Annotated in this window: 21 protein-coding genes and 3 pseudogenes; 13 read left to right on the top strand and 11 right to left on the bottom strand. The window is 47.3% G+C overall.

Annotation, left to right across the window (positions count from 1 at the left end):
* The first annotated feature begins 742 nt into the window (after nt 1–742).
* Together istA and K1I37_RS00335 are read left to right on the top strand one after the other, a co-directional pair.
* Entirely contained in the window at nt 743–2,197 is a 1,455-nt protein-coding gene (gene istA, locus K1I37_RS00340; RefSeq protein ID WP_031218525.1) for an IS21 family transposase, read from the top strand.
* A 96-nt stretch (nt 2,198–2,293) separates the two neighbouring features.
* Nucleotides 2,294–2,635, top strand: a pseudogene (locus K1I37_RS00335) (ATP-binding protein); the annotation flags it as partial.
* Here K1I37_RS00335 and K1I37_RS00330 read toward each other — a convergent pair.
* Nucleotides 2,622–2,825, bottom strand: a complete 204-nt coding sequence (locus tag K1I37_RS00330) for an IS3 family transposase (protein ID WP_272496359.1) — start codon at nt 2,823–2,825, stop codon at nt 2,622–2,624. The pseudogene K1I37_RS00335 and the gene K1I37_RS00330 overlap by 14 nt on opposite strands.
* A 43-nt stretch (nt 2,826–2,868) precedes the next feature.
* Between K1I37_RS00330 and tnpA the strand changes: the two genes are divergently transcribed.
* The 3 genes from tnpA (at nt 2,869) to tnpC (ending at nt 5,226) form a co-directional block, all read left to right on the top strand.
* Nucleotides 2,869–3,195 carry an IS66 family insertion sequence element accessory protein TnpA gene (gene tnpA / locus K1I37_RS00325; RefSeq protein WP_206918846.1) on the top strand — a complete coding sequence of 109 codons (327 nt, stop codon included), beginning with the start codon at nt 2,869–2,871 and terminating at the stop codon, nt 3,193–3,195.
* Complete coding sequence (tnpB, locus tag K1I37_RS00320) at nt 3,189–3,548, top strand: IS66 family insertion sequence element accessory protein TnpB (RefSeq protein ID WP_021295101.1); 360 nt, start codon at nt 3,189–3,191, stop codon at nt 3,546–3,548. The genes tnpA and tnpB overlap by 7 nt, the downstream gene beginning before the upstream one ends.
* Nucleotides 3,549–3,633: 85 nt before the next feature.
* Complete coding sequence (tnpC, locus tag K1I37_RS00315; protein WP_146824594.1) at nt 3,634–5,226, top strand: IS66 family transposase; 1,593 nt, start codon at nt 3,634–3,636, stop codon at nt 5,224–5,226.
* A gap of 102 nt (nt 5,227–5,328) precedes the next feature.
* Here tnpC and K1I37_RS00310 read toward each other — a convergent pair.
* Together K1I37_RS00310 and K1I37_RS00305 are read right to left on the bottom strand one after the other, a co-directional pair.
* Nucleotides 5,329–5,664 (bottom strand): annotated as a pseudogene (locus K1I37_RS00310) (IS3 family transposase); the annotation flags it as partial.
* The gene (locus tag K1I37_RS00305) at nt 5,633–5,836 is read right to left on the bottom strand and encodes a transposase (RefSeq protein WP_021298710.1); all 204 of its coding nucleotides are present in this window, start codon (nt 5,834–5,836) and stop codon (nt 5,633–5,635) included. The pseudogene K1I37_RS00310 and the gene K1I37_RS00305, both read right to left, overlap by 32 nt.
* A 409-nt stretch (nt 5,837–6,245) precedes the next feature.
* Between K1I37_RS00305 and K1I37_RS00300 the strand changes: the two genes are divergently transcribed.
* Together K1I37_RS00300 and K1I37_RS00295 are read left to right on the top strand one after the other, a co-directional pair.
* The gene (locus K1I37_RS00300; protein WP_021298711.1) at nt 6,246–7,025 is read left to right on the top strand and encodes a rolling circle replication-associated protein; all 780 of its coding nucleotides are present in this window, start codon (nt 6,246–6,248) and stop codon (nt 7,023–7,025) included.
* Between the two features lie 100 nt (nt 7,026–7,125).
* Entirely contained in the window at nt 7,126–7,491 is a 366-nt protein-coding gene (locus tag K1I37_RS00295; protein ID WP_021298712.1) for a hypothetical protein, read from the top strand.
* 192 nt (nt 7,492–7,683) lie between these two features.
* Here the strand turns inward: K1I37_RS00295 and K1I37_RS21685 are convergent, their stop codons facing one another.
* The 3 genes from K1I37_RS21685 to K1I37_RS00290 form a co-directional block, all read right to left on the bottom strand.
* Complete coding sequence (locus K1I37_RS21685) at nt 7,684–8,022, bottom strand: integrase core domain-containing protein (protein ID WP_051189687.1); 339 nt, start codon at nt 8,020–8,022, stop codon at nt 7,684–7,686.
* A 189-nt stretch (nt 8,023–8,211) separates the two neighbouring features.
* Complete coding sequence (locus K1I37_RS21445; protein WP_021298714.1) at nt 8,212–8,346, bottom strand: hypothetical protein; 135 nt, start codon at nt 8,344–8,346, stop codon at nt 8,212–8,214.
* 522 nt (nt 8,347–8,868) lie between these two features.
* A complete protein-coding gene (locus tag K1I37_RS00290; RefSeq protein ID WP_021298715.1) occupies nt 8,869–9,144 on the bottom strand; it encodes a hypothetical protein in 276 nt (91 codons plus the stop codon).
* 2,711 nt (nt 9,145–11,855) lie between these two features.
* On the opposite strand from K1I37_RS00290, the pseudogene K1I37_RS00285 reads away from it, so the two are divergent.
* The 5 genes and pseudogenes from K1I37_RS00285 to K1I37_RS00270 all read left to right on the top strand — a co-directional run.
* Nucleotides 11,856–13,055: pseudogene (locus K1I37_RS00285) on the top strand (IS256 family transposase); the annotation flags it as partial.
* Between the two features lie 203 nt (nt 13,056–13,258).
* Nucleotides 13,259–13,804 (top strand): DUF6431 domain-containing protein, encoded by a 546-nt coding sequence (locus tag K1I37_RS21680; protein WP_081653889.1) that lies wholly within the window; start codon nt 13,259–13,261, stop codon nt 13,802–13,804.
* A gap of 14 nt (nt 13,805–13,818) precedes the next feature.
* The gene (locus K1I37_RS00280; protein WP_242215919.1) at nt 13,819–15,171 is read left to right on the top strand and encodes a DDE-type integrase/transposase/recombinase; all 1,353 of its coding nucleotides are present in this window, start codon (nt 13,819–13,821) and stop codon (nt 15,169–15,171) included.
* Complete coding sequence (locus K1I37_RS00275; RefSeq protein WP_021295037.1) at nt 15,164–15,967, top strand: ExeA family protein; 804 nt, start codon at nt 15,164–15,166, stop codon at nt 15,965–15,967. The genes K1I37_RS00280 and K1I37_RS00275 overlap by 8 nt, the downstream gene beginning before the upstream one ends.
* Entirely contained in the window at nt 15,967–16,197 is a 231-nt protein-coding gene (locus tag K1I37_RS00270) for a DUF5348 domain-containing protein (protein ID WP_031217800.1), read from the top strand. The genes K1I37_RS00275 and K1I37_RS00270 overlap by 1 nt, the downstream gene beginning before the upstream one ends.
* Nucleotides 16,198–16,440: 243 nt before the next feature.
* Here the strand turns inward: K1I37_RS00270 and K1I37_RS00265 are convergent, their stop codons facing one another.
* Nucleotides 16,441–17,667 carry an IS256 family transposase gene (locus tag K1I37_RS00265; protein ID WP_242215963.1) on the bottom strand — a complete coding sequence of 409 codons (1,227 nt, stop codon included), beginning with the start codon at nt 17,665–17,667 and terminating at the stop codon, nt 16,441–16,443.
* A gap of 222 nt (nt 17,668–17,889) precedes the next feature.
* Between K1I37_RS00265 and K1I37_RS00260 the strand changes: the two genes are divergently transcribed.
* On the top strand, nt 17,890–19,026 hold the full coding sequence (locus K1I37_RS00260; protein WP_021295243.1) for a tyrosine-type recombinase/integrase: 1,137 nt from the start codon (nt 17,890–17,892) through the stop codon (nt 19,024–19,026).
* Nucleotides 19,027–19,306: 280 nt separating this feature from the next.
* On the opposite strand, the gene K1I37_RS00255 is transcribed toward K1I37_RS00260, so the two are convergent.
* The 4 genes from K1I37_RS00255 to K1I37_RS00240 all read right to left on the bottom strand — a co-directional run bounded on the left by K1I37_RS00255 (nt 19,307) and on the right by K1I37_RS00240 (nt 23,410).
* The gene (locus K1I37_RS00255) at nt 19,307–19,603 is read right to left on the bottom strand and encodes a hypothetical protein (protein ID WP_021297444.1); all 297 of its coding nucleotides are present in this window, start codon (nt 19,601–19,603) and stop codon (nt 19,307–19,309) included.
* Between the two features lie 465 nt (nt 19,604–20,068).
* Nucleotides 20,069–22,150: a hypothetical protein gene (locus K1I37_RS00250; protein ID WP_161624370.1), complete on the bottom strand. Its 2,082-nt coding sequence runs from the start codon at nt 22,148–22,150 to the stop codon at nt 20,069–20,071.
* 4 nt (nt 22,151–22,154) lie between these two features.
* Nucleotides 22,155–22,550: a hypothetical protein gene (locus tag K1I37_RS00245; protein ID WP_021297450.1), complete on the bottom strand. Its 396-nt coding sequence runs from the start codon at nt 22,548–22,550 to the stop codon at nt 22,155–22,157.
* Between the two features lie 20 nt (nt 22,551–22,570).
* Nucleotides 22,571–23,410, bottom strand: coding sequence for a transglycosylase SLT domain-containing protein (locus K1I37_RS00240; RefSeq protein WP_021297451.1), 840 nt, complete (start codon nt 23,408–23,410; stop codon nt 22,571–22,573).
* Between the last annotated feature and the right edge of the window lie 76 nt (nt 23,411–23,486).

The following is a 23,486-nucleotide window of genomic DNA, read 5'->3' as shown; positions in this document are numbered from 1 at the left end:
GATCTGGTCATGACTGACAGGGCTATCTTCAACGATGAGAGAATGGCCAGGCTTCGGACGCCCGCCATTGTATACGCGCGGCTTGTTCTGATGCTTCAAACGATAGTAGTACGTTGCCTCACTTACGCCGACAATCCGTAAGACAACAGCCGCTTTATGTCCCCGCTTAATCCACTTGTCGGCTATTTCAATTTTGTCCGATAAGCGGGGTTCGCTTTTTTTACCAGGTCACGCAGGATTGCAATCTCCAGGTCCTTATCACCTAGGATTTTCTTGAGCTTATCGCTCTCTGTTTCCAACTCCTTAAACTCTGATGGGGAAGGGTCATAGCTGGTAACCTTCTTCGCCTCACGCGATGTAGATTGCCAATCCTGATGTTTGGACTTAGCCATCTAGTTATATACAATTTCTGGAGTAAGGCCGTGGCGACGGGCTACCTGAGAAGCATTGCCAACCTCCGCACTTCCTTCAGAACCAGCTCCTTGAATTCCACGGTATATCGTTTCCGTTGCATTAATAAATCCCCTCCACTGATGTAATTCAAGCTTAGTGGACAGGGGACAAAGACTCAAATCCAAATTCGGGGCTTAAGAGGTGCTATTAGCGGCTTATGTGTTCGCTAACATAAAAGTTGACCACGTGGAGGTACATTGATAACCAAAAAGTTGACCACCCCGTAAGCCTATTCCTGTACGCTAGAGTTGCGATGCTCAGCGTATGGGAGGAAAGGATTTTGTACGGGATGGTCGATAAAGAGTATATCCGAAAAAAGCACTTCGTAGATGGTTGGTCTATTCGAGAAATTAGTCGGCAGTGCAAGATTTCGCGCCAGACGATTCGAAAAATGCTCGATGACGCTGATTTGCCTAAGTACAACCTCACTATGGATCGTCCACGTCCAGCCATGGAACGGTGGATTCCTGTGATTGAGCAATGGCTACGGGAAGATGAGCGACCCGGTGTCCCGAGAAAACAGAAACACACTGCAATTCGAATCCATGAGCGTCTCAAAGCAGAATTCCCCGATGAGTTTAACGCGGCAGAATCCACAGTGCGCATGTGGGTTCACAGGCTTCGCAACAAGAGACCCGAAGCATATGTGCCGCTTGCCTCAGACGCTGGAGAGCTTGCTCAGGCTGGCTTCGGGAAAGCCACTATTCGAATCAATGGCGTTATGACGGAGATTTCCTTGTTTGTTCTACGGCTCCACTACAGTAGCGTGATTTATGCGCGAGCTTTTTCAACTGAAAAGTTAGAAGCATTCCTTGAGGGACACCAACATGCATTTGAATGGCTCGGTGGCGTGCCGGGCAGTGTACGCTATGACAATCCGAAAACGACTGTAACAAAGATTTTAGCCGGTCCTCTGCGCGAGGAGCATGAGATGCTCTCTAGTTTACGAGCACATTATCTCTTTGACAGCGAGTTTTGTCGCCCTGGTGAGCCTCATGAAAAGGGCGGTGTGGAGAATGGCGTCGGTTATGTGCGCAGGCATGTCTGTGTGCCCGTTCCCGAAGTTAGCAGCCTCGATGAATTCAACAGGATCTTACAACGCTGGTGCGACGAGCAAAGAGAGAAACGCCAATCTGAGTGGATGCAGGACCAGCAACAGCTACGTCCGTTACCTGCTCGTCCACACCGCTGTGCGACCTCACATGCTGTTGTTGTGAACAGGCTTTGTCTCGTAACCTTTGACCGGAATCGATATTCCGTTCCCTCGTATTACGTTGGGAAAACCCTGTTGTTACGAGCGTATGCGGAACGCATTGAAATCTTGGAACGCGATAGAGTGGTTGCAGCACATGCTCGCCGACACGAACGTGGACAAACGATGCTGGAACTCGAACACTACCTGCCTGTACTCGCGTACAAGCCCCACGCGGTTACCCATGCAGCTGTCGTCCGGCAATTGCCTGAGGTGTACCAGCAAATCCGTCGCCGGATGACCCAGAGCCGCCCCGATGGATACAAGGGTTTTCTGTCTATTCTGCTCTTGCACCAGTCCTACGCAACAAGTGACATCTTGAACGCCATTGAGTCGATTGATCCCGAGTATGTGACTGCGGAACAAATTCGTACTCATATTGAGCGACACATTCCCACGACATCCACAGTCCCAGATGAACTCCTACAGTACAGGCTCAAGAAGCAGAATCCAGCAAAAAACGACCTATTGGCAACTGGAGTGGTGCACTGATGAATGATGAACTCTACACCGCGATGATAGACCTGCATTGCAAAGAGCTTTGGATGCCAGGATTGAAACGCGCTTACGGTTCCTCTCGCTCAAGAAGCAGAAAATAGCAACCATACGATGATTCAATACTTATCTGCGTGTCTCAATGAGGAGGTGAGTTCGAGGCAGCAAAGTCATCTACAAACGTATACACGCCAAGCGAAATTCCCGGCGTTAAAGACACTGGAGGAATTCGACTTCACGGCGATTCCTGCACTGCCTAAAGCCAAGATTCTCGGACTAGCAGAAGGCAAGTTTATTCAAGGACGAGAGAATGTCGTCTGCATGGGGGCAAGTGGAACAGGCAAAACTGGTATTAAGTCAATAGAATGGACACCCCAAAACGGAGAATATATAAGTTCTAATATTCTGACACTCGATCTGCTCAGCTTACTTTAATGCGTTTGGCATGGAAATATCGTCTTTCACACTCGTCCGGTGATAAAAATCCGATGGATGAGTGAACGCGCTCCCGGTTATACCAGACTTCGATGTACTCGAAAATCCGCTGTATGGCTTGCTTGCGCGTTTTGAACTTTTCGAGATAGACGTAAGCGTCAAATTCTCCCCACCTAGCGAGGCTGGGCAAACCCTGAAAGAATGTAGTTAAAACCTTTCAGGAGGTCATGGTCATGACAAAAGCAAATTTGGCACAGTTGCGAGAAACTTGGCAGGAGCGTGTGACCGCGTTCCACAACAGCGGACAAAGTGGCGCAGCGTGGTGTGCCGACCATGGTATCAAGGAACATCAACTCTGGTACTGGGTGCGCCGTTTTCGTGAACTCACCTCAACTCCTTCCTCTTCGCCTGACTTTCTACCAGTGCAAATTCGGGAATCTCTTTCGGTTACGAACACTCCCTTGCTGGTTCGAGTCGGAGCAGCCGCGATTGAAGTGCATCCGGGATATGACGCCCAATTGTTGCTCGACCTAATCAGGACGCTCGTAGGTTCATGCTGAGCAACATCGGTCCAGAGCAGCGAGTCTATCTAGCGTGCGGTGTCACGGATATGCGTAAGAGCATCGACGGATTAGCTGCGTTGGTACAAGCACAATTTCAGTTGGACCCGTTCTCTCCGTGTTTGTTCGTCTTTTGTAACCGTCAACGGGATAAGCTCAAAATTCTATGCTGGCAGCATAACGGGTTCTGGCTATTCTATCGACGATTGGAACGAGGCCGGTTTGAGTGGCCCAATTCGGCCGAGGATAAGACGGTTGTCATTAGCCACCGAGAGTTGAATTGGTTGCTGGACGGATTGTCCCTCAACCAGCAGAAAGCCCATCCAAAGGTGGTGGCACAAACGGTCGTTTGAGTGTCCAGAAGCAGCTATGGATGCGATGGAGGAAATCATTGAAAATCTTGATACGACAAGGATTTCGGGCATGCGTGTCGAAGAAATGGGTATGGAAAATACATCGGTAGAAACCATCGAACAAATAGAAGTTTTACAACGACGCTGCGTGTCCTTGGAGCAAGAGAACGCCGAGTTGAAACAGCAAGTGAACCTGCTGCTTGAGCAACGGCGTCTGGATCGGCAAAAGCGTTTCGGAATGTCCAGTGAGCAGTCAGATGCTGACCAGATGCGGTTGTTCAATGAGGCCGAAGTGGCATCGGATGAAGAACCCGAGGCAGAAGAGCCATCGGTTGAAAACGCGACGCAAAAACAGCGTAAGAAGCAACCTGGACAGCGGGCAGCTATGCTGGCGCACCTCCCTGTTGAGCGGATAGAGTATCGCTTATCGGAAGAGGAACGTGTTTGTCCGTGTTGTGGTGGACTCATGCACGAAATGAGCGCAGAGATACGCCGAGAACTTAAGCATATTCCGGCGCAAACGGTCGTCGTTGAGCGTGTGCAATATGTCTACGGCTGCCGACCGTGTGAGAAGGTTGAAATTCATCCTCCCGTGGTCAAGGCGAGCACGCCACGCCCAGCGTTTCCGGGGAGTTTGGCGTCCCCATCCATGGTGGCTTATATCATGAACAAGAAGTTTGTAGAAGGTATGCCCTTGTATCGGCAGGAACAGCAGTTTACCCGACAGGGCTTAGCCATCTCTCGCCAGACCATGGCAAATTGGGTGGTGGCCGGAGCCACGCGTTGGCTCAGCCCCATATTCGAAAGGCTCCATGAGGAACTACTTACCCAGCGTTACTTACACGCAGATGAGACGACACTGCAAGTGCTGCACGAGCCAGGGCGGGCGGCCGATTCGAAATCATATATGTGGCTGTACCGAAGCGGGCGTGATGGGCCACCAATTGTTCTGTACGACTATCAAGAAACTCGGTCGAAGGAGCATCCGAAGAAGTTTCTTCAAGGGTTCAAGGGGTATCTTCACGTAGATGGATATCCCGGTTACCACGACCTGGAGAACGCCACACTGGTTGGGTGTTGGTCGCATGCCCGTCGCGGCTTCAATGACGCACTGCAGACGCTACCGGCGGCCGAGCAGAAGAAGCCTTCAACCGCAAGGAGCGGGCTTCAATATTGCAACGAGTTATTCAAAATTGAGCGCGGGCTAAAAAACGCCACTGCAGAAGAACGCCGAGCAGGACGGGAAAAGCAAAGTCGACCAGTGCTTGACGCTTTTTCAGCATGGCTTCATGAGCAGAGCGCACTCGTGTTGCCAAAGAGCGCTTTAGGCAAAGCGATTACGTATTGCATCAATCAATGGAGCAAGCTCGTTGTTTTCTTGGAAGACGGGAATCTGGAGTTGGATAACAACCGAAGTGAACGGTCGATTAAACCCTTTGTGATCGGTCGAAAGGCGTGGTTGTTCAGTAATACGCCGCGCGGGGCAAAGGCCAGTGCGATTACCTACAGTTTGGTGGAGACGGCGAAAGAGAATCGCCTCAACCCGTTTGCGTATCTCAGATATCTATTTGAGCAATTGCCCAACATCGACATCAACGATAATGACTCGTTAGATCAGTTCCTACCTTGGTCACCGCGATTGCCTGAGGAAGTACGTGCACCTAAAGGCAAATCATAAAACACGTGATTCCCCGTCTGACATTCAGGCGGGGAATTTTATCGATTGTCATTATTATTGCTACAACCAGCGAAGTCAAGTGTGTGGAGGATTTGACGCTTACAGATAGACGAGCTCCCGCTTGATGATGCTGTGAAACGACTCGATACACGCATTATCAAAGCAGTTACCTTTGCGGCTCATGCTCCCGACCATTTTGTATTCTCGCAGCTTGTTCTGGTAGTCATGAGAGGCATATTGGCTCCCACGATCCGAGTGATGCAACACAGAGCCTGCGGGTCTTTGACGTTCAAATGCCTGCTCCAGTGCCGCGATGCACAACTCTTTCGTCATTCGTGCATCGGCACGCCACCCCACGATTTTGCGGCTGTACAAGTCCATTAAACTGGCTAGGTAGACCCATCCTTCATCCGTCGGAATGTACGTGATGTCCGCCATGGTTCCCGCTACCAACGAACGGAGTAGATGGATCCTCCTTGAACTTCGACATCCAGCCATACAACGTCTTTTGCGATACGCCCAGTTCCCGAGCTACTTGGCTCGCTGGCTTCCCGCTTTCCGAGACCATTTGAACAGCATGAAGTTTGAATTCCTTGTCATATTGCTTCATCACGTGGCCACCTCAAATCGTCTTATTCTTACATTCTCGATTCGTTGTGTCCACACTTTGAACCTAACACCAATCAGAACGCCGCGTTTTTCTGCGTTTTTAAGTTGTGGAAAACAAAGGGTGGGGCCGTTTACAGGGTGTCGCAGAATCCTATTATCCCTCGGGAAAGTCTTATCTAAGCACGATTGTTAAAGCGAAAATTGAGGATCCTCGTGAAAAACCACAAAAATACTGGCTAATGTAAGAAACTCTTATTACTTCACTTCTACCTGCTTTTACCTCCGCTATGAACGACATTTATAACACCACACCGGAATGTACACCTTCTGACCCGGCTTCTATAATCACATTAAGCCTTGATATTACAACGATTAATCAGGTTACTCACTGAAAACAAGGAGGTAGTACCATGATAAAGAAGTCGGGATTCACTAAGGTTCTTCTTAGTCCAAGGTTCTTGGAAACCATTCAATACGAACATGCTCCTGCTTATATTGGTAAGCATTCTAAAGGAGGCCGCAAAAGAGAAAGAACAGTCAGTCCTGAAGCCCATGAAGCCAATCGTCGACAAGCTATACGAACGGCAACTAATAACATCCGACAGTACCTCGACCACAACTTCCGTAACACAGAGGCATACTTCATAACACTGACTGTTAGAAAAGATGTATCCTGGAGATTCGACCTGTCAGAGGCCAAGGACAGATTCGAACGATATAGAAGAGCAGTACAAAAACGCCTCAGGAAATGGGCACCTGGTTACACTCTCAACTACCTAGCAGTACCTGAGACCACGAAAAAGGGAACTGTCCACTTCCATATGGTTACTGATGCTCCACCTCACATTCAGAAACACCTACGAGCGGCGTGGACACATGGGAGGTATTCAGTAACTCGCATCTGGAGTGACAAATCCCTCCCCAGATTAGCCAACTATCTATGCAAGCAGTTTAGAGACCGTCCACCCTTTAAGAAACTATACTTCAAGAGCAACTTACTTTATCTACCACAGAAACTATATGACGATGAAGCTTATGACTACCTAAGAAACATACCTCTGGATACGTCAATGGTGCCTTTAGTGTACAAGAACTACAGTCATTCTGAGTATCTCGGTGAGATTGTTCATGAGTTATGGGATACTTCGAGGCATGACAGACACGTGGACGCAGAAGTAGAACCCTTGTGAGAGAAACCTTGATAAGGCCTGATGCTTTTCTTGGGACGTAGATACGCTCCAGCACACCATCTATAGCACCATTAATCTAATACCTTGGAGGTAACACAAAATGCATGTAATAGCAAAAATAACCGATATTAACCCTGTACATGGAGTCCTTGCGGAAGCAACTGTAACTATAGACAGTCTACTCAAAATCAAAAGCGTCAGGCTGGAGCGTAGCCCATCACTTGGTGTTTATAGAATTCAAATGCCGGTTGCAAAATCAACTGACAAGCCAGAAATTGAACTATTAGACAAAGAACTGAAAATAAAGATACTCGAAGCAGTTAAAGCACAATATGAAAAACGTGCGCTTTACCCAAAGTACCAATACGACAATGTGGATTCATATCGAACCGACCGAATACAAGAAAATCGCTCACGTAGTTTCAAGCAAGACTTAAAACGTACCAAGAATATGCGATCAGTATAATCAAATGAGGCAGAGTCATTTTGACTCCGCCTTATCTCTACCCACACGTATACTCGTAACTCCTAAGTAATATTTACTTTGCCTCTGTATAGATACGGGTCAACCCCTCTTTTTGGACAAGATGATTTTTTTGAAGTCATTTGACTATTCAAACACAAACTGTTTGCATGGCACGTATGGTTCGTGTTCAAATTACACAAGAATCGTTTTTTTGGGTTGCAGACCGGTTTCCACGTGCGCCTTGTGAAAGTCAATTGGCGACAGATAGTGGATACTCGAATGGATTCGCGTTTGGTTGTACCATCTCATGTAGTTATCCATAGTTTCGTATGCCTGCACGTAGTGCTCAAACTCCATTTTTGACAGACTATCATCCTCTAACAGACGGTGGAATGACTCGATGTGTGCACTCATATTTTGCGTTCTTGGCGGTATGCGCTCATGCTGAATTTGGAGCTCTTCACAGGCTTCCTCAAATACGTGACTAATGAACTGTGATCCATTATCCGAACAGATGACAGGGCGCCCCACCGTCAAGTAGTTTTCTCTTCCACAGTGCCGTTTTTAGCCTCATAACGGCGTCCGTCGCTTTACATTGTAGACCAATGTAAAGCCCCACAATTTGCCGTCCAAACATGTCTATATCTTGTCCAACTATAACACGTGGCTTGGGAGGATACTCGTGTGCATATCGAATATCATCGGTAGTTAGATACTCAATCAACTCTTAGACAATCTCCTAAGAGCTTCATCATTCTCGTCACATATTTCTTTAGCAAGTTGGCGAATCAAAGCACGACGCTCTTTCTTCTTTGCTTCTTCCTTACGGAGAACATCTTCATGACGGATAGCCATGTTATCATCCCCTTCTTGTCTCAAGACTATCACCTCTCTAATAGAATTTCTATAAGCATTGACATTGCTTTTAGATTCTATTCAGTGGGAGTTTAGAGTTAGAGTTGTTGCATGAATAAAGATCAGATGAGTATAATATAAATAACAAGAGCCCCTACCTGATGGGACAGGCAGAGACTCCTGGGTGGGCCGATACGGTCTTCTCGTTCCGGTCAAGTTAAATCGATGTACTCAGGATGGTCGGCTGTTCGAGGAACCGGCCATCAGTCTTTTCTGATGTACTCGATGCTTATCGCAAAGAACCAGAGGTGGCCAGCTATATTTACTGGCCCGACTGATATCTTAATGATTCGCTTAATGCACGACATATCCTGGGCTTTTATAAAAGACCATGTGTCATGTTCCACCTTAGGTTCTGGACGCTGCCAACCGACCTATCATCATCTAGAATTGGCCCATCCGGTCGTTAAGTTGGTCAAATTCCCCTGTAAGCAACCATGTGAACTGAAAAATCCCAAAGCCTCAGGATTTTCTTTGTAACAATGAGATTTGAAGTTCAACTATCTCGCTATCCTTTTGTCCAATGATCAAATCCTTCTCATGTAGAGCTATTCTTAGCTCCTCAATCTGAGCCTGCATTTTTGAAAGTATGTCTTCGAATCGCCGTTCATGAGCATTCAGCATGTTAACCATGTCTATAATTTCTGCAACCTCTTTCTTTGCGTCGACATCGGTGTCCATTGAACTACTTCTCTTAAATTTAAATTCAAGAACATTGTTGGATTCTTTATCACACATTACCTACACTCCTTACGAATTGTGTTGCGATAAATTAATACAAGAACTATGAGGTCTGATCCACTCATGAACCCATTTCCTTAAAATACGCCGATAGGCGGTTGATCTAGGTTCCTATCCCTAAGGGGGGAACTTCAAGCGAAACAAGGCCCACATCACAGATGTGGCAACTATTCCTCAAAATTCTTTATAGAAAGGAGATGGCAGACAATCGTAGACAGGCCATTGAGAGTCATACGCTTCATTAATCATAGGCGATTATAACGCAAGACTACTTGCACAAGTAAGGGAAATAATTCTGGTCAGACGATAATCTCTCCTCCAGATCCGTATACCGATGGTGTTGCTGCAAACTTTGTATACAACCGCTCAACTGTATTGTGGGTTCACAAAGGATATAGACGAATGTTTTGTCTGGCTTTAATCAATAGGTTAAATTGTTTGCTATGTCCATGTCCCTAATATGTTAAGTGCTCGTCTGAGAGCCGCAACGGTAAAGCCCAGGGAAATCGTTGTCTATTCAGAATGAACATAATAGAGAATTTTCTGAATGGAAACAGAGAAGAACATGAACACATCGAGTTGATCACATCGACTCAACATTCACTGACGAAGGCCAAACATTTAAGTTCACAGTTGAGTACCTTAATAGCGAATCCAAGTACAACCTATTTTACGATGCAGCACACCATGCTGCACGCAATGCGTGCGGTATATCATTAGTTGTCTATTTGTGCTGACCGATGAGTTCCCTTGGTACCACTATAAATCATTCAAGAAGACAAATAACTAGCCACCCGTGCCAGGCCATATATAGCTGTAAGTACGGATTCGAATGGCTCCTGTGCCTTGTCTGATGAATCAGCCGAACCATTATGCGGAGAACGTATCGTGACTTCGGACCCACGCTTCTGTCGGCAACTCTTCTTTGGACATCCCGATTATCCTAACCAAGATTTCTGCCTGCTTAATTCCAGCTAACATATTTTGGTGGTGAACAAAAGACGAACAGAATTGTATTTAATTTGTGAACGTTTGTCCAAATACCCTAGGTTTGGCGGTCTTAATAATAAGTAGAGGGACTTTTAAGTAACTCCCTCCAAGGAGCTGATCGAACTCAACCGACTGGTCTTAAAGTTAAAAAGAGACCCCGACAAATTCGATCAAGGGACATGATAGTCATCTAGCTACACGGCTCGACGGTAGGTGTCAAAGCACAACAGAGACTGTTCGACACTACTCCATGAGACCAACAGTCCTAGGGGGAGTGCGCCCATTTTTAGTGAGCTCGAAATTTAGGCTGTTCAGTCATCAAGTTGCTCATCGATGAGAGCCTTAAAACATTAAAAACCTAGTCATATTGGGGATGGTGACATGGGCATAACAATTTCAAACATGCATCAAAAATACCAGTTTGGCGCCGCGCCACCGCGCTCAGGCCTGACGCATGCTTTGCTTCGTACCCACCAAGAGCTCGCCTTACGACTCGATAGCGCAACACTTCGCTCGCGCGCTTCCGAAGATTTGTACTCTATGACAACTCCGAATGCCAAGGAACTATAGATTCTCAACTCAATTTCGAACCTGAAAAACCTCAACGAGTAATGATGAGGCACAAAACAACTAGTGAGAGGCATTTGAAAATCTCTATCCATTCCAAATGGGGTGGTCAGTATTAGCTTCGACATAGAGTACCTTGACTGTGAGGCCAAATACAATCCGTTTTATATTGCAACACACAATGCCTCGCGTAACGAGTTACAACATTAGGGCTCATCAGATCACTTAAGTAAAGTATCTAACCACGTTATCCCGAAGGGCAAACTAGCGTATGGCAATTGTAGACACATACCTTCGCAACATGAGGGTGTTTGTACTTTTCTACCTTTTCTTGGTCTGTTCTTGATAAGTGTTGACTATGTGCCTGTGTAATAACACATTCCCCTATGATATGGGGTGGGGCTCCGAACATCATTCTGATACACAAGTCCTATAGCTATTACCCCGCAGAATTTTTATAAAAAATCCCCCATATGAGTAATTTTTTATTGAGCGTTTTGCAGAATTCGATTTTTCACCGTTTCTCGCACATATATAGTGTACGAACTATCAATGGAACACTATATATAGTGTCAAATGCGTTGTGAACGTTAATTCTGCAAAACGCTCTATTATTTATCATCAGAACATGAGAGAAAACGTGAGATTACTTAGCCTGATATAACACGTACAAGACAACATCACATTTGGCAGTTTCAATCACTTACAAAGAAATGAACGTTACCTGCTGCTCTGTTATACAAGGTAAGTTTTGGCTAAAACGTCGCTCTCGAAAGTAAAATGAGCACTGATTAGCTCCATTCTCTGGTAGTGTCCCGTCAAGACCAGCTATCTAATGTCAAGTACTCTTTCGAGTTCTAAGAACAACGAAGGGAAGTGATTTTTAGGCGCTCTATATAAGCCTGTCAAAGAAAGACGTGATTTGAATGTTCAGTCAAGTTGCTGTCTTACGCCATTGAGTCGTATGGCTTCTTGTCGCGCAGAACGGCATGAATGATGTACGTCAATTTACGCGCCACAGCGCCCGTTGCAGCCAGATGGTGTGTTAGAGTCTCAAGTAGTGGTGTAAATTCAGTGGTTAGATCTTGACGAAAAAGCCATCGAGTGCAATCTACTAAAAGTGACGAGCAATCAGTAGAGGAGGCACATCGATGGCTTATACGGATAAGATCGCACTTTTGGAGTTGATTCGCAAGATCGGATTAGAAGATGGTGATGTGGACTTTTTGAAGGAGGGTCTGAGAGTCCTTACGCAGGCAGTGATGGATGCTGAGGTCAGCTCGCTTATCGGTGCTGAACGCTACGAGCGTACTAACAAGCGCAGTAATAGTCGAAATGGACACCGTGATAGAGAGTGGGACACTCGTGTTGGAACGATTGATCTGCAGATTCCTAAGCTTCGTAGAGGGAGTTACTTCCCCAGTATTCTGGAACCCAGGAGAAAAGCTGAGAAGGCGCTTTTATCGGTTATTCAAGAGGCCTATGTGCATGGTGTGAGTACCCGCAAGGTGGATGAGTTGGTTGAATCCATGGGGATTCAGGGAATCAGCAAGAGTGAAGTATCTCGCATCTGTAAGGAGCTAGATGACGTTGTGCAGGACTTCAAGAACCGTCCGCTTGAAGGAACGTATCCATATTTGTGGTTGGATGCGACGTTTCCCAAGGTCCGTGAGGGCGGACGTGTCCAGAGTATGGCGTTTGTGATTGCCATTGGGGTGAGAGCCACCGGTGAGAGAGAGGTATTGGGATTTGACATTGGTACCAGTGAGGACGGCTCGTTCTGGCTGACTTTCATCCGTAGTCTTGTTGCACGTGGTCTGCGAGGCGTTCAGTTGGCGATAAGCGATGCCCATGAAGGACTACGTAGTGCCATTGCATCTGCTTTAACAGGAGCTACCTGGCAGAGATGCCGAGTTCACACCATGCGTAACATCTTGAGTCAGGTACCCAGGACGTCACAGGCGATGGTCTCGTCCATTGTCCGGACGATATTCGCTCAGCCAACGCAGGAGGCAGCTAAACAACAACTTGCTGTTGTCGTAGAACAGCTCCAGGGAAAGTTTCCGAAGGCGATGGATGTCCTAGAACGTGCAGAGGAAGACGTACTTGCCTACATGGCATTTCCAAAGGAGCACTGGAAGCAAATCTGCTCCACAAACCCGCTGGAACGTTTAAACCGTGAACTGCGGCGACGCTTTGACGTGGTTGGCATCTTTCCAAATCGGGATTCCGTGATACGACTTGGTGGAGCCATTCTCCAGGAGCAAAACGATGAGTGGATCGTTGCACGGCGATACTTTAGCAGAGAGTCGATGGCGAGACTGACGGGAACTCAGGAACAAGAGTTACTGGCACCGACGTCTGTTTTACATAAATTGTTTTGGCCAATCCATAATGGCCGAAAGTTGACTGAATTGCCTGTCCAGGAGTTGACGTATATCATGTCCTTATCCTAGGAATGGAAAAGGACGTCTCCTTTTGCGTTGCACCGCCCGAACAGTGCAACAGGAAACGTCCCCAACTCGTATGGTAATTCTATCAGATTATCAGCTCGTTGAGCAGTCCACCCGAGTTTTTTGTTCGGAGTGAGGAATGCATCCCGTGTCCTTGCTGTCAGGGCCAACTTGTTGTATGCGGAAGCCGACGTAGACGTTATACGCAGAGTAACGGTGACCAACTCACCCTTATCATTCGGCGCCTTCGTTGCACGGAGTGTCATCGTATCCACCACGAACTCCCAGATATTCTTGTGCCCTACAAGCGCTATGACCGAGAAAGTATAGAGCAGATCATTACCGAATCATCCCCTTCAGTGGGGGCGGACGAATCCACCATCCGCCGTGTCCGTCAATGGTTCGAGACATGGTCTTCGTATGCTACCGGTTGTCTGGTTGCTATTGCAAACCGTCACGGCCGTGTGTTGGAACCGTCCTATCCAACACAATCCTCACTCCATCGAATTGGACATTTGGTCGGCGACGCCGTCGGGTGGATGGCCCGTGCTGTCCGCCCTATTGCAAATCTACATTTGTGGACACATACCCGTTCTGCCTTTGTGTCCGCTTCTTCTCTGTCTACTATTCAGGCTAACCCCACTTGAAGGAGAGGTTAGCCATGAAAGATTGGAAAAAAGCGGAGGATGTGGCCGTGTATCGTGTTCAGTTGCTGTCTCCACTTTTGGAAGATGGACTGGATTCAGCGCAACTTCGCAGACGCAAGGCAGAGATCTGTGCACAGACCGGGTTATCGGAACGAACATTGCGCCGCTATTTAGCTACATTTCGTGAACAAGGTTTTGAGGGACTCAAACCGAGGTCAAAATCTAGCCGTCGAGCTCAGGTGATCCCGGATGAGATTCTGGAAGAGGCCATTTTGTTGCGCAGAGAGGTTCCTTCTCGAAGCGTCTCGCAGATCATTCGTATTCTCGAATGGGAAGGAAAAGTGGCACCTGGGGAAATTCGGAGAACAACTCTTCAAGAGAAACTTGCTCGTCGAGGATATAGTGCCGGACACATGCGAATGTATGCTGAAACCGGTGTGGCAGCGCGTAGGTTTCAGCGCCGTCACCGCAATCAGTTGTGGCAATCGGACATCAAGTTTGGCCCTTATCTCCCCATTGGAACGAATGGTTCAAAGCAACAGGTCTATCTCGTGGTTATGTTGGATGACGCAACTCGTTTTGTTCTCCACGGGAGGTTTTACCCCACGCTGGACCAAACCATTGTGGAAGACTGCTTTCGCCAAGCTGTACAAAAGCACGGTATACCAGAGGCTATCTACTTTGACAACGGCAAACAATTCAGAACCAAATGGATGACTCGAACCTGTTCAAAGCTCGGGACACGGCTGCTTTACGCGAAACCCTATGCGCCGGAGTCGAAGGGAAAAATAGAGCGGTTTAATCGTATCGTCGACTCGTTTCTGGACGAAATCGCTGCGGCGAAACCTAAGACATTGGAACAATTGAATCAACAATTTGAGGTCTGGTTAAGTGAATGTTATCAGAACCAACCTCACTCCGCACTTCAGAATCAGATGAGCCCCGAGACTGCCTATCGTAGCGACCATAAAGCCATTCGTTTCATCTCACCAGAGAGCATCGCGGATGCCTTTTTGCATGCCGAAACTCGAAAAGTGGACAAGTCCGGTTGTATCAACTTCATGGGTAAGAAGTATGAAGTGGGTCTGTCATTCATCGGTTGTAAGGTGAATGTCATATACGACCCTGCAGATATCACGGAACTCACCATCGAATACGCGGGTCACCAGCCTTGGACTGTGGGAGAACTGGTGATTGGTGAACGGGCTGGGCAAAGACCTAAACTGCCAGAGCGGTTCGAGAACCAAAACGTTGACACATCTCGTCTGTTGGATGCAGCCGAGAAGAAGCATCAGGATCGGATTGAGCGTATCACGCCTGCAGTCCGCTATGACGCGGTCTGGAAGGAGGAGAATGGTCGTGTTTGAATCGTTCTACGGCTTTACTCACACGCCCTTCTCACGAGATATTCCAACAGATGAACTCTACATGTCATCTACACTGGAGGACATTCTCGGTCGGCTGAAGTATGCTGCGGAGCGTCAGTGGTTCGCAGTGGTGACTGGAGATTGTGGAACCGGAAAAACCACAACCATCCGTCGTTTCTCGGAGGCGCTGGAACAGTCGAAGTTCAAAATTCTGTACCTGTCGGATTCTAAGCTGACCCCACGACATTTTTACAAGGGGATGCTCGAGCAACTCGGTTGCGAGGCTAAGTTTTATCGCGGCGACGCGAAACGTCAATTGCATCGTGAGATTGAGCTGATGCGTGGGATACATAGCCTCAGTCCAGTTGTGGTCGTAGACGAAGCACATTTGCTAGATCGGGAGATGCTCGAGGAAGTAAGATTTCTTTTGAATTTTAAAATGGATGCGCAAAGTCCTATGGCGCTAATTCTCGTCGGACAGAGTGAGCTCTGGGAACGGCTCAACTTACAGGCTTACGCCGCCATTCGGCAACGCATTGATCTACAGTGTAAGTTGCATCACTACGACCGCGCTGAAATCGGGGCATACATTGAACGTCATCTAGCCTACGCGGTAGCTGGACAGCAATCTATTTTCTCGGATAAGGCTGTCGATGAAATCTATCGTTTCTCGGGTGGAGCTCCACGACTGGTCAACAAACTCTGTACGCACTGTCTCATGTATGGGGCTCAAAATCGGCAACGGATCATCGACGACCACATGGTCGAGCGCGTCATTCAAGGTGAATGCTCATGATGGCACGGAGATTACAGATGTTCTACGATCCAGAGTTGTCGCGTTGGGTGGTTGAGGGCAAAAATGAGTGGTACAGTTTGCACTGCGGGGAGATTGTGCAATTTCACATTGAACGCACAACGCTTAGTGGACGGCTAGAGCTTGGACGAACATCTTGGTACATCATCAGCGGCGACGTCGCGTTTGGACTCTTAGAAAATCGGCGATATTTGGTTAGCGTCGACCTTTAGAAACACTGTCGGGAGGGGAGGAAACTTCCTTCCCATTTTTGCAAGCGTTCTTGGACAGCGAATCCGTCAGTTCTCGGTCAACTTACACCGTCAGTTTTCGGACGTTATGCTATGTCAGTAACAATAAATGACCCAAGTCACAGAGTGATTGCACTCAAACAATTTACACCACTTGACGGGACACTACCGATGGTGGTAGTGTCCCGTCAAGTGGTGTAAATTGAGTGCAACCCCTAGTGTTAGCTATTTATGCAAAACTGACGTTGGAGCTAGTAACTGCTGTTCATCAGTGCCAATGAGTTTTGCCATAGACTCTCGGCTGAAGTAGCGCCTTGCAACTATCCATTCATCGTTCTGCTCTTGGAGAATCGATCCTCCAAGGCGCAATACAGACTCTCGGTTGGGGAATATGCCAACCACATCAAAGCGCCGCCTTAGTTCACGATTTAAGCGCTCAAGTGGGTTTGTCGAGCAAATCTGCTTCCAGTGCTCCTTCGGGAATCCCATGTATGCTAATACGTCTTCCTCTGCACGTTCCAGAACACCCATCGCTTTTGGAAACTTTCCTTGAAGTTGTTTCACAACGACAGATAATTGCTGTTTGGCGGCTTCCTGCGTCGGCTGCGCAAAGATGGTCCGGACAATGGATGAGACCATCGCTTGTGACGCTCTAGGCACCTGGCTGAGAATATTGCGCATTGTGTGGACACGACAGCGCTGCCAGGTCGCTCCAGTCAGCGCAGAAGCAATGGCACTACGCAGTCCTTCGTGCGCGTCGCTAATTACTAACTGTACGCCACGCAATCCACGTGTAATCAGACTGCGGATGAATGTGAGCCAAAACGCGCCGTCCTCGCTGGTGCCAATGTCAAATCCCAATACTTCACGCTCACCGGTGTTTCGCACACCAATGGCAATCACAAACGCCATGCTCTGCACCCGTCCGCCTTCTCGCACTTTCGGGAAAGTGGCATCTAGCCAAAGATATGGATACGTCCCCTCCAGCGGGCGGTTTTTGAAGTCCTGCACTACATCGTCGAGTTCTTTACAGATTCGAGACACTTCGCTTTTGCTGATTCCTTGAATCCCCATAGATTCGACCAACTCATCCACTTTACGAGTGCTCACACCATGCACATACGCTTCTTGAACAACGGACAGAAGGGCTTTTTCAGCCTTCCGCCGAGGTTCTAGGATACTTGGGAAGTAACTCCCTTTACGAAGCTTGGGAATCTGCAAATCGATCGTTCCGACACGAGTATCCCATTCTCGTTCTCTATACCCATTACGGCTGTTGCTACGCTTCTCACTACGCTCATATCGCTCAGCGCCAATCAGGGAGCTCACCTCAGCCTCCATCACTGCTTGGGTGAGAACCCTCAGCCCTTCTTTCAAGAAATCCACATCACCATCTTCTAATCCGATCTTGCGAATTAACTCCAAAAGTGCGATCTTATCCGTATAAGCCATCGAAGTGCCTCCTCTACTGATTGCTGCACACTTTTAGTAGATTGCACTCGATGGCTTTTTCGTCAAGATTCAGCCTCCTGAAGAATTTACACCACTACTTGAGACTTTAACTTTGATAACGCCGGCTCTGTATGACCGGCGGTTACGTCACCTCTACGAAAAGGGCAGGCGTCGCATTCAAATTTGTTACAATGGTTCCAATCAAACAGAGAGGTGATTATGATGGAGACAAAGAAAAATCTCCCACAAGGTATTAGACAAAAGGGCCATAAGTTTTATGCCAGAGCGTTTATCGGGCGTGACGAATGCGGCAAAGCAAAATACGTTGAAAAGGCGTTCCCTACTATTCGCGAAGCCAAGGCTTTCCGTGCTGCAATGCTTTTAGATAAAGAAAATGGAAAACTGGTTCAAAAGACAAAAGAAACTGTGAGGAGTTTCTGTCTTAAATTCCTTGAAGAAAAAGCTCGGGTAGTCAGGGAAGGAACGTTAAGGAAATACAAATCTGACATCAAAACGTATATAATCCCCGAACTTGGCCATAAAGGCCTTCAATCGTTAACACCAACTGATGTTAAAGCTATGTACAAGCGCCTAGAAAGTAGGATTTCAGATCAATCAATTAAGCACATTCATGTTTTACTAAAACAAATACTAAAAGAAGCCTGCATTCAACACAAATTGGCTGTTAATCCACTAACTGAGATTAAGCCTCCAAAACCACAGCGTCAAGAAATGAAGACCTGGACCAAGGAAGAGGCATCAAAGTTTCTCCAATCAGCCCGAACACATCGCTACTACTTGTTTTTCTCCTTGGCACTGGCCACAGGTATGCGCTGTGGTGAAATACTTGCACTTCGCTGGCGCGATATAACCATTGCACCGGATTCTTCGAGCGCCGTTTTACGTGTCCAAAGGTCTTGGACACACGGAGAAAAAGGATACACATTGGTTGGACCAAAGACACAGCGTGGTTATAGGTCGATTGACCTACCGAACTGGGTCATTAAGGATCTACTTAAACATCGTTCTCAGCAAGAACAAGAGCGCAATACAGCAAGTTCTCGATGGGAAGAGAATGACTTGGTTATTTGTACCCAGGTCGGCACACCTGTACTTCCCCACAACATTAGAATGATACACAATAAACTTATTCAACAATGTGGAGTACCGAGAATTAGAATCCACGACCTTCGTCATACACATGCTACATTATTGCTATCGCAGAATGTACATCCACATGTCGTTCAACAGCGACTGGGTCACGAGGACGTAAGTACAACACTTCAGATTTATAGTCACGTTTTACCAAGTATGCAACAAGAAGCAGCACAAAAAATTGATGCTTTACTTAGCTCGTAATATCCCATATGGGCAAGGTATGGGCAATTGACCCTTGTAAAGCAAAATGCGGAACTCCCAAATTCGAGAAATTCCGCACCACATAAGGATATTCTGGCGCACCCGGAGGGATTCGAACCCCCGCAAGACGCGGTTTAGGAATCCTCAAACCGTGTCATTTCCCATCACTCGGGCACCCGTCATTTACCGTAACGGCGCGATTTTAAGGTTTAATCTTCACTTTCTAAAACCAGAACACACGTTCCCTTGTCACGCTTTGATTTGCAAAATGATTTGCAAATCAAGCGAGCGGGCCTTCATCTGTCTCTATGCCATCAGCATTCAAGTGTTCTTCACGTGCAAACTGCCGGAAATAGTCACAGACTTCCCACGACTGATAGATCGCACACGTTGTCCCCGCCTTGTCACGTGCAACCTGCAAATTCGGTTCCCACGACCACGTGCCATCCTGTTGCTCAACAATGAACCCCGGGTCTCCAACTACAGGAGAACTCTTTGCTCTCGCATCGTCTTCAGAGATATTGAGCGGCGGGAATGTCGGATTCCCCTCTAACAGACCATTGAAATTTGCTGGCATACAACTACCTCCCTTAGTGTTACTGTCAGTTTACTTCCTCCTGTTGAACAGGCAGGTATTTTTACTACGTTTCGGTATAATTGCATCTACTTAAGTCCGGCTTTTCGGTAAAGCCAATACTCCACAATTGCAATGGTTGCGCCAATCAGCGCGATTAAACATATTTCTTTTGGCGTCATATGTTTGATTCCTCCCACGGCGGAGTTGGGAACGGTGTACCGCTTGTCCAACTGGCAAACGTTGATCTCAACCAGTTAATGTTGTCCTGCGTAACATCATCTGCGTGTTCAATTCTAGCCAATTCATTCCCATCGTTGTCTGTCAGAACTATTGTAGGTAAGAAGGAGATCCAAACGGTTCGATCCGCTGTGTAATGCGTATAGTCTACGATTACATCGTAATTTCCGTTGAGTGAATTTACGATATTTCTGCACCTTGCGTCATGAGGATTGAAGTAACAAGTAATCATGCTACTGCCACCGCCTGATTGTACTGATAGATTAAAACTTGACCCGCTTGCCCTGCTTGTCCAGGTGAACCATTTGTTCCATTGGGATTTGTAAAGCTGCCTGAACCTGCCGCCCCGCTGCCGCCTAGACCGCCAGAACCAGGTTGACCGCCGTTCACGTTGATAACCCCTGTGATTTTAGCGGACATCGCAGCATATAAAACGACAACTCCACCACCTGCGCCTCCTGCGCCACCTCCACCGCCGCCACCAAGGACGCCATTCCAACTACCTCCGTTTGAATAGCTATTCATTGTTGAACCGCTACCGCCAATTGTTCCGCATCCGCCACCGCCGCCCCCAGGCGATGCCCAGTAGTATCCGTTTTGTAATGCGCCTGTGGCTGAACCACCATTTCCTCCATTGCCGCCATTTGCGCCATTTGATAGAACCGTTCCATCTATAATGATGTTGCCGTTTGCAATAATGATGAAAGTGGCTGTCCCATGTGAAGGTGATGTAGTACCTCCCATTGAAGCAGTCGCATATGTGCCACCTGAACCACCATAACCTCCGCTTCCAACACCATAACCAGAACCTCCCGCACCTCCAACTGTTCCACCTGAACCATATTCGGAAGTTCCACCGCCGCCTGCGCCACCTTGTCCTGATCCATATGCCGTGCCAGTACCTCCAGCCCCTCCAGGATGTCCAGCATTGCTATTACTTCCGCCACCTGAACCACCTGCACCCCCATTTCCTGCATGGGGTAGAGTTATAGCCGCATTAAATAAGCGAATCGAAGGTGAGGTAGAGCCGTTTGACATAGCGTCGGCCGACATAATAACACCGTCAATTTGCACGTTTCCATCTGCAAACCATAAAACATATTGCGTAGGATTCGCCCAACGGATAGTCATGTCATCAGGAATTGTTACAGATTTAAAGTTTTTTATTTCGCCTTCATTTGGAGTGTTTTGGAATGTGTAATTATACTCTTGCACAGTATAGTTTGAAACTAAAACTCCATTGTCTACATATAAACGAGGTCGGAAAAATTGTCCGATACGTCCACTCTCTTGAACGGATAAACTTGCAACTGGTGTTCCTGTTGCAGAAGAACCTAGATACAAGTAGGCAGACATTGTATTTTTGTTTTGCGTCGGCATGTTGTGATATTCATATTGCAGCGTATAAACAGTGTTAGGCTGCAATGTATAAGGTGTTGTTTCCCAAGTCCAATAGGACGGGCTGTTACCTGGATTTCCGTATCCATTTACTAGAGAGTTTGCAGCAAGGCTTGTATAGCCAGCCCACCATGAAGTTGCTTGTGAAGATAAGTCTTCGATACCAATTTGAATATTTGCAGGTACGGTTGCAGGCGTCTTGAAAGTCATGCTTGCTTTGCACGCAGTAGCAAACGGGAAATTTGCGATAAGTGTCGTACCATTTTGGCTTGCAGTAAAACCGCTAGAGCTAAAAGTTCCATTCCCACTCAAAATAGACCACATGCGCTGGTCTGTAAAATTGTCGCTGAAAACAGTGTTCCACGATCCCTGCGGATTAAAATCGCCATCCTCGCCAGTGCCATAAAAAGATTGTTGCTGTACAGGCACTGCTTGGGTAGAAGTATTACCAACAAACGTATTAATCTGTTCATTCGTAACGTTTACTGTTGGTGTTCCACTAATATTCACCGTTGGGCTGTTCGTAATCGTTACATCACCCGTAACATCCACAGTGCCATCTATCTGAGCATTTACGGTACCTGTCACATTGGTCGTATTTGTGTCAGAAACACTAAGCGTAATTGGTTGGTCACTAAATGCAAACAAAACAGTATTGTTGTCAGCTGCAATGGGCCCAGGGCTTGTCCATGCGGCGGTTACTGTTTGTGTGGTGAGCATCTGTCCAGAATACGTTTTTCCAGCGCCGATAGTCACAGCACTAGGGCCAGGCGCGACGGTACCAGGTGCGAAAGAAATACTCGCCGGTGTGTTATTAATGACACTCACATAACTCGCGGGAGACGGGATATTCAGTGTTGCCTGTCCGCTCGTTTGTCCAACAGTCAATTGAATGGGAATCTCGACATACATATGATCACCCCATGTAAAGTGGAATTGGCCGGTCGCTAAATTGGATAATGACGGGGCTCGGCGACGAAATGGCATCTGGTTGAAAAAGGGTTAAAATCTGTGTCTGTTGAATCTGCATACTGATATTTTTACCAGCAGAAATAGGCTTGGCTCCAGGCGGCTGGGTACCTAACTGACCTTCCGAGATAAATAATCCCGCGTCATTTGGATTGAAAAAGCAGGCGAAACGGGCCATAAATGGGATATTAATCACTTTGACCGCTGCTCCAACTGACGATGGCTGGAAAATTTCCTCGTGGAATCTCGGCTGTTTCGGAATTAATTCCTGCACGATTTTCGATAGCAAATTCACATGGTGATGCGTGTGGGCGATATGCGCAATCAAGTCTTGCTCGGTCAATGTGGTCCACCTCCGTGGTTCTAAAAAGTATCGTTGATGTTAATGTCTTTGGTCTTGAATGTTTTTTTCCTATCAGGGTTAACTGAGTCTCTTCGTGAACCTATATGAGTGACTTTCCTAGACTCTTTTCCCGCGGCGTCGAGTAACCTATTCTGAGCGCGTTCGTCTCGACGCCTACGCACGTTTTTTGGTGCATTGCGAACCCGCTCTGTAATCCCTTCTGTTGGCATCTTCGCGAAGTTCTTGATTGCTCCATTGATGGCACTCGTAAGGTCGCTAAATGGATTGAGTGTGATCCAAATTCCAAGAGCAATAAGCGCAAGACCAGCGATGATACCGAGGATGCCACTTATTAGTTTCCCGGGATTTGTGATGAAGTTGCCCGACAACCCTGCTGGCACAGATGACGACGATGACGACGAAGAATTGGACGCATAGGCGCTTGAACTGTTGTCCGGGTCTATCGGCCCTTCCACGCCGTTATAGTAGGCATTCAGGCCAACGTCGTAACTAGGTTCATCTGCGTTTGCAACGGCGACACCTGCGCTATCTGGCCAACCGCTATTATTGGCAACGTAGTCAAGTAAATTTGTACCTGTTAAACCCTGTTTTAATGCGTTTTGATACGCTGGGAGCATGAGTTTCACAGCAATTTGAGAATTCGTCGTGGGGTCTTCCAGTTGACCCTCTGTGTACCCATAGCCAGGGTTGCCAGGCGCCATGTTAAGTTGAAATAGACCTACACTGGGATATCCATTCCAGTCCGAAGGATTTACAGAGTCAGGATTCAAAGACCCGCGCGTTTCCCATTCCGCAATCGTGAGCGGGATCTTAGGGTCTATACCGTATTGACTAGCCACGTTAGAGATATCCTGTGCAATTGGATTTGTAGAAGAGGAGGCAGAACTGCCTCCACCTCCTGATGGCATCTGTGAC

The sequence above is a fragment of the Alicyclobacillus acidoterrestris genome, from assembly GCF_022674245.1.
GTDB classification, from domain to species: domain Bacteria; phylum Bacillota; class Bacilli; order Alicyclobacillales; family Alicyclobacillaceae; genus Alicyclobacillus; species Alicyclobacillus acidoterrestris.
The sequence above is the reverse complement of the archived record's forward strand: the minus strand, read 5'-3'. Positions and strand labels throughout refer to the sequence as shown.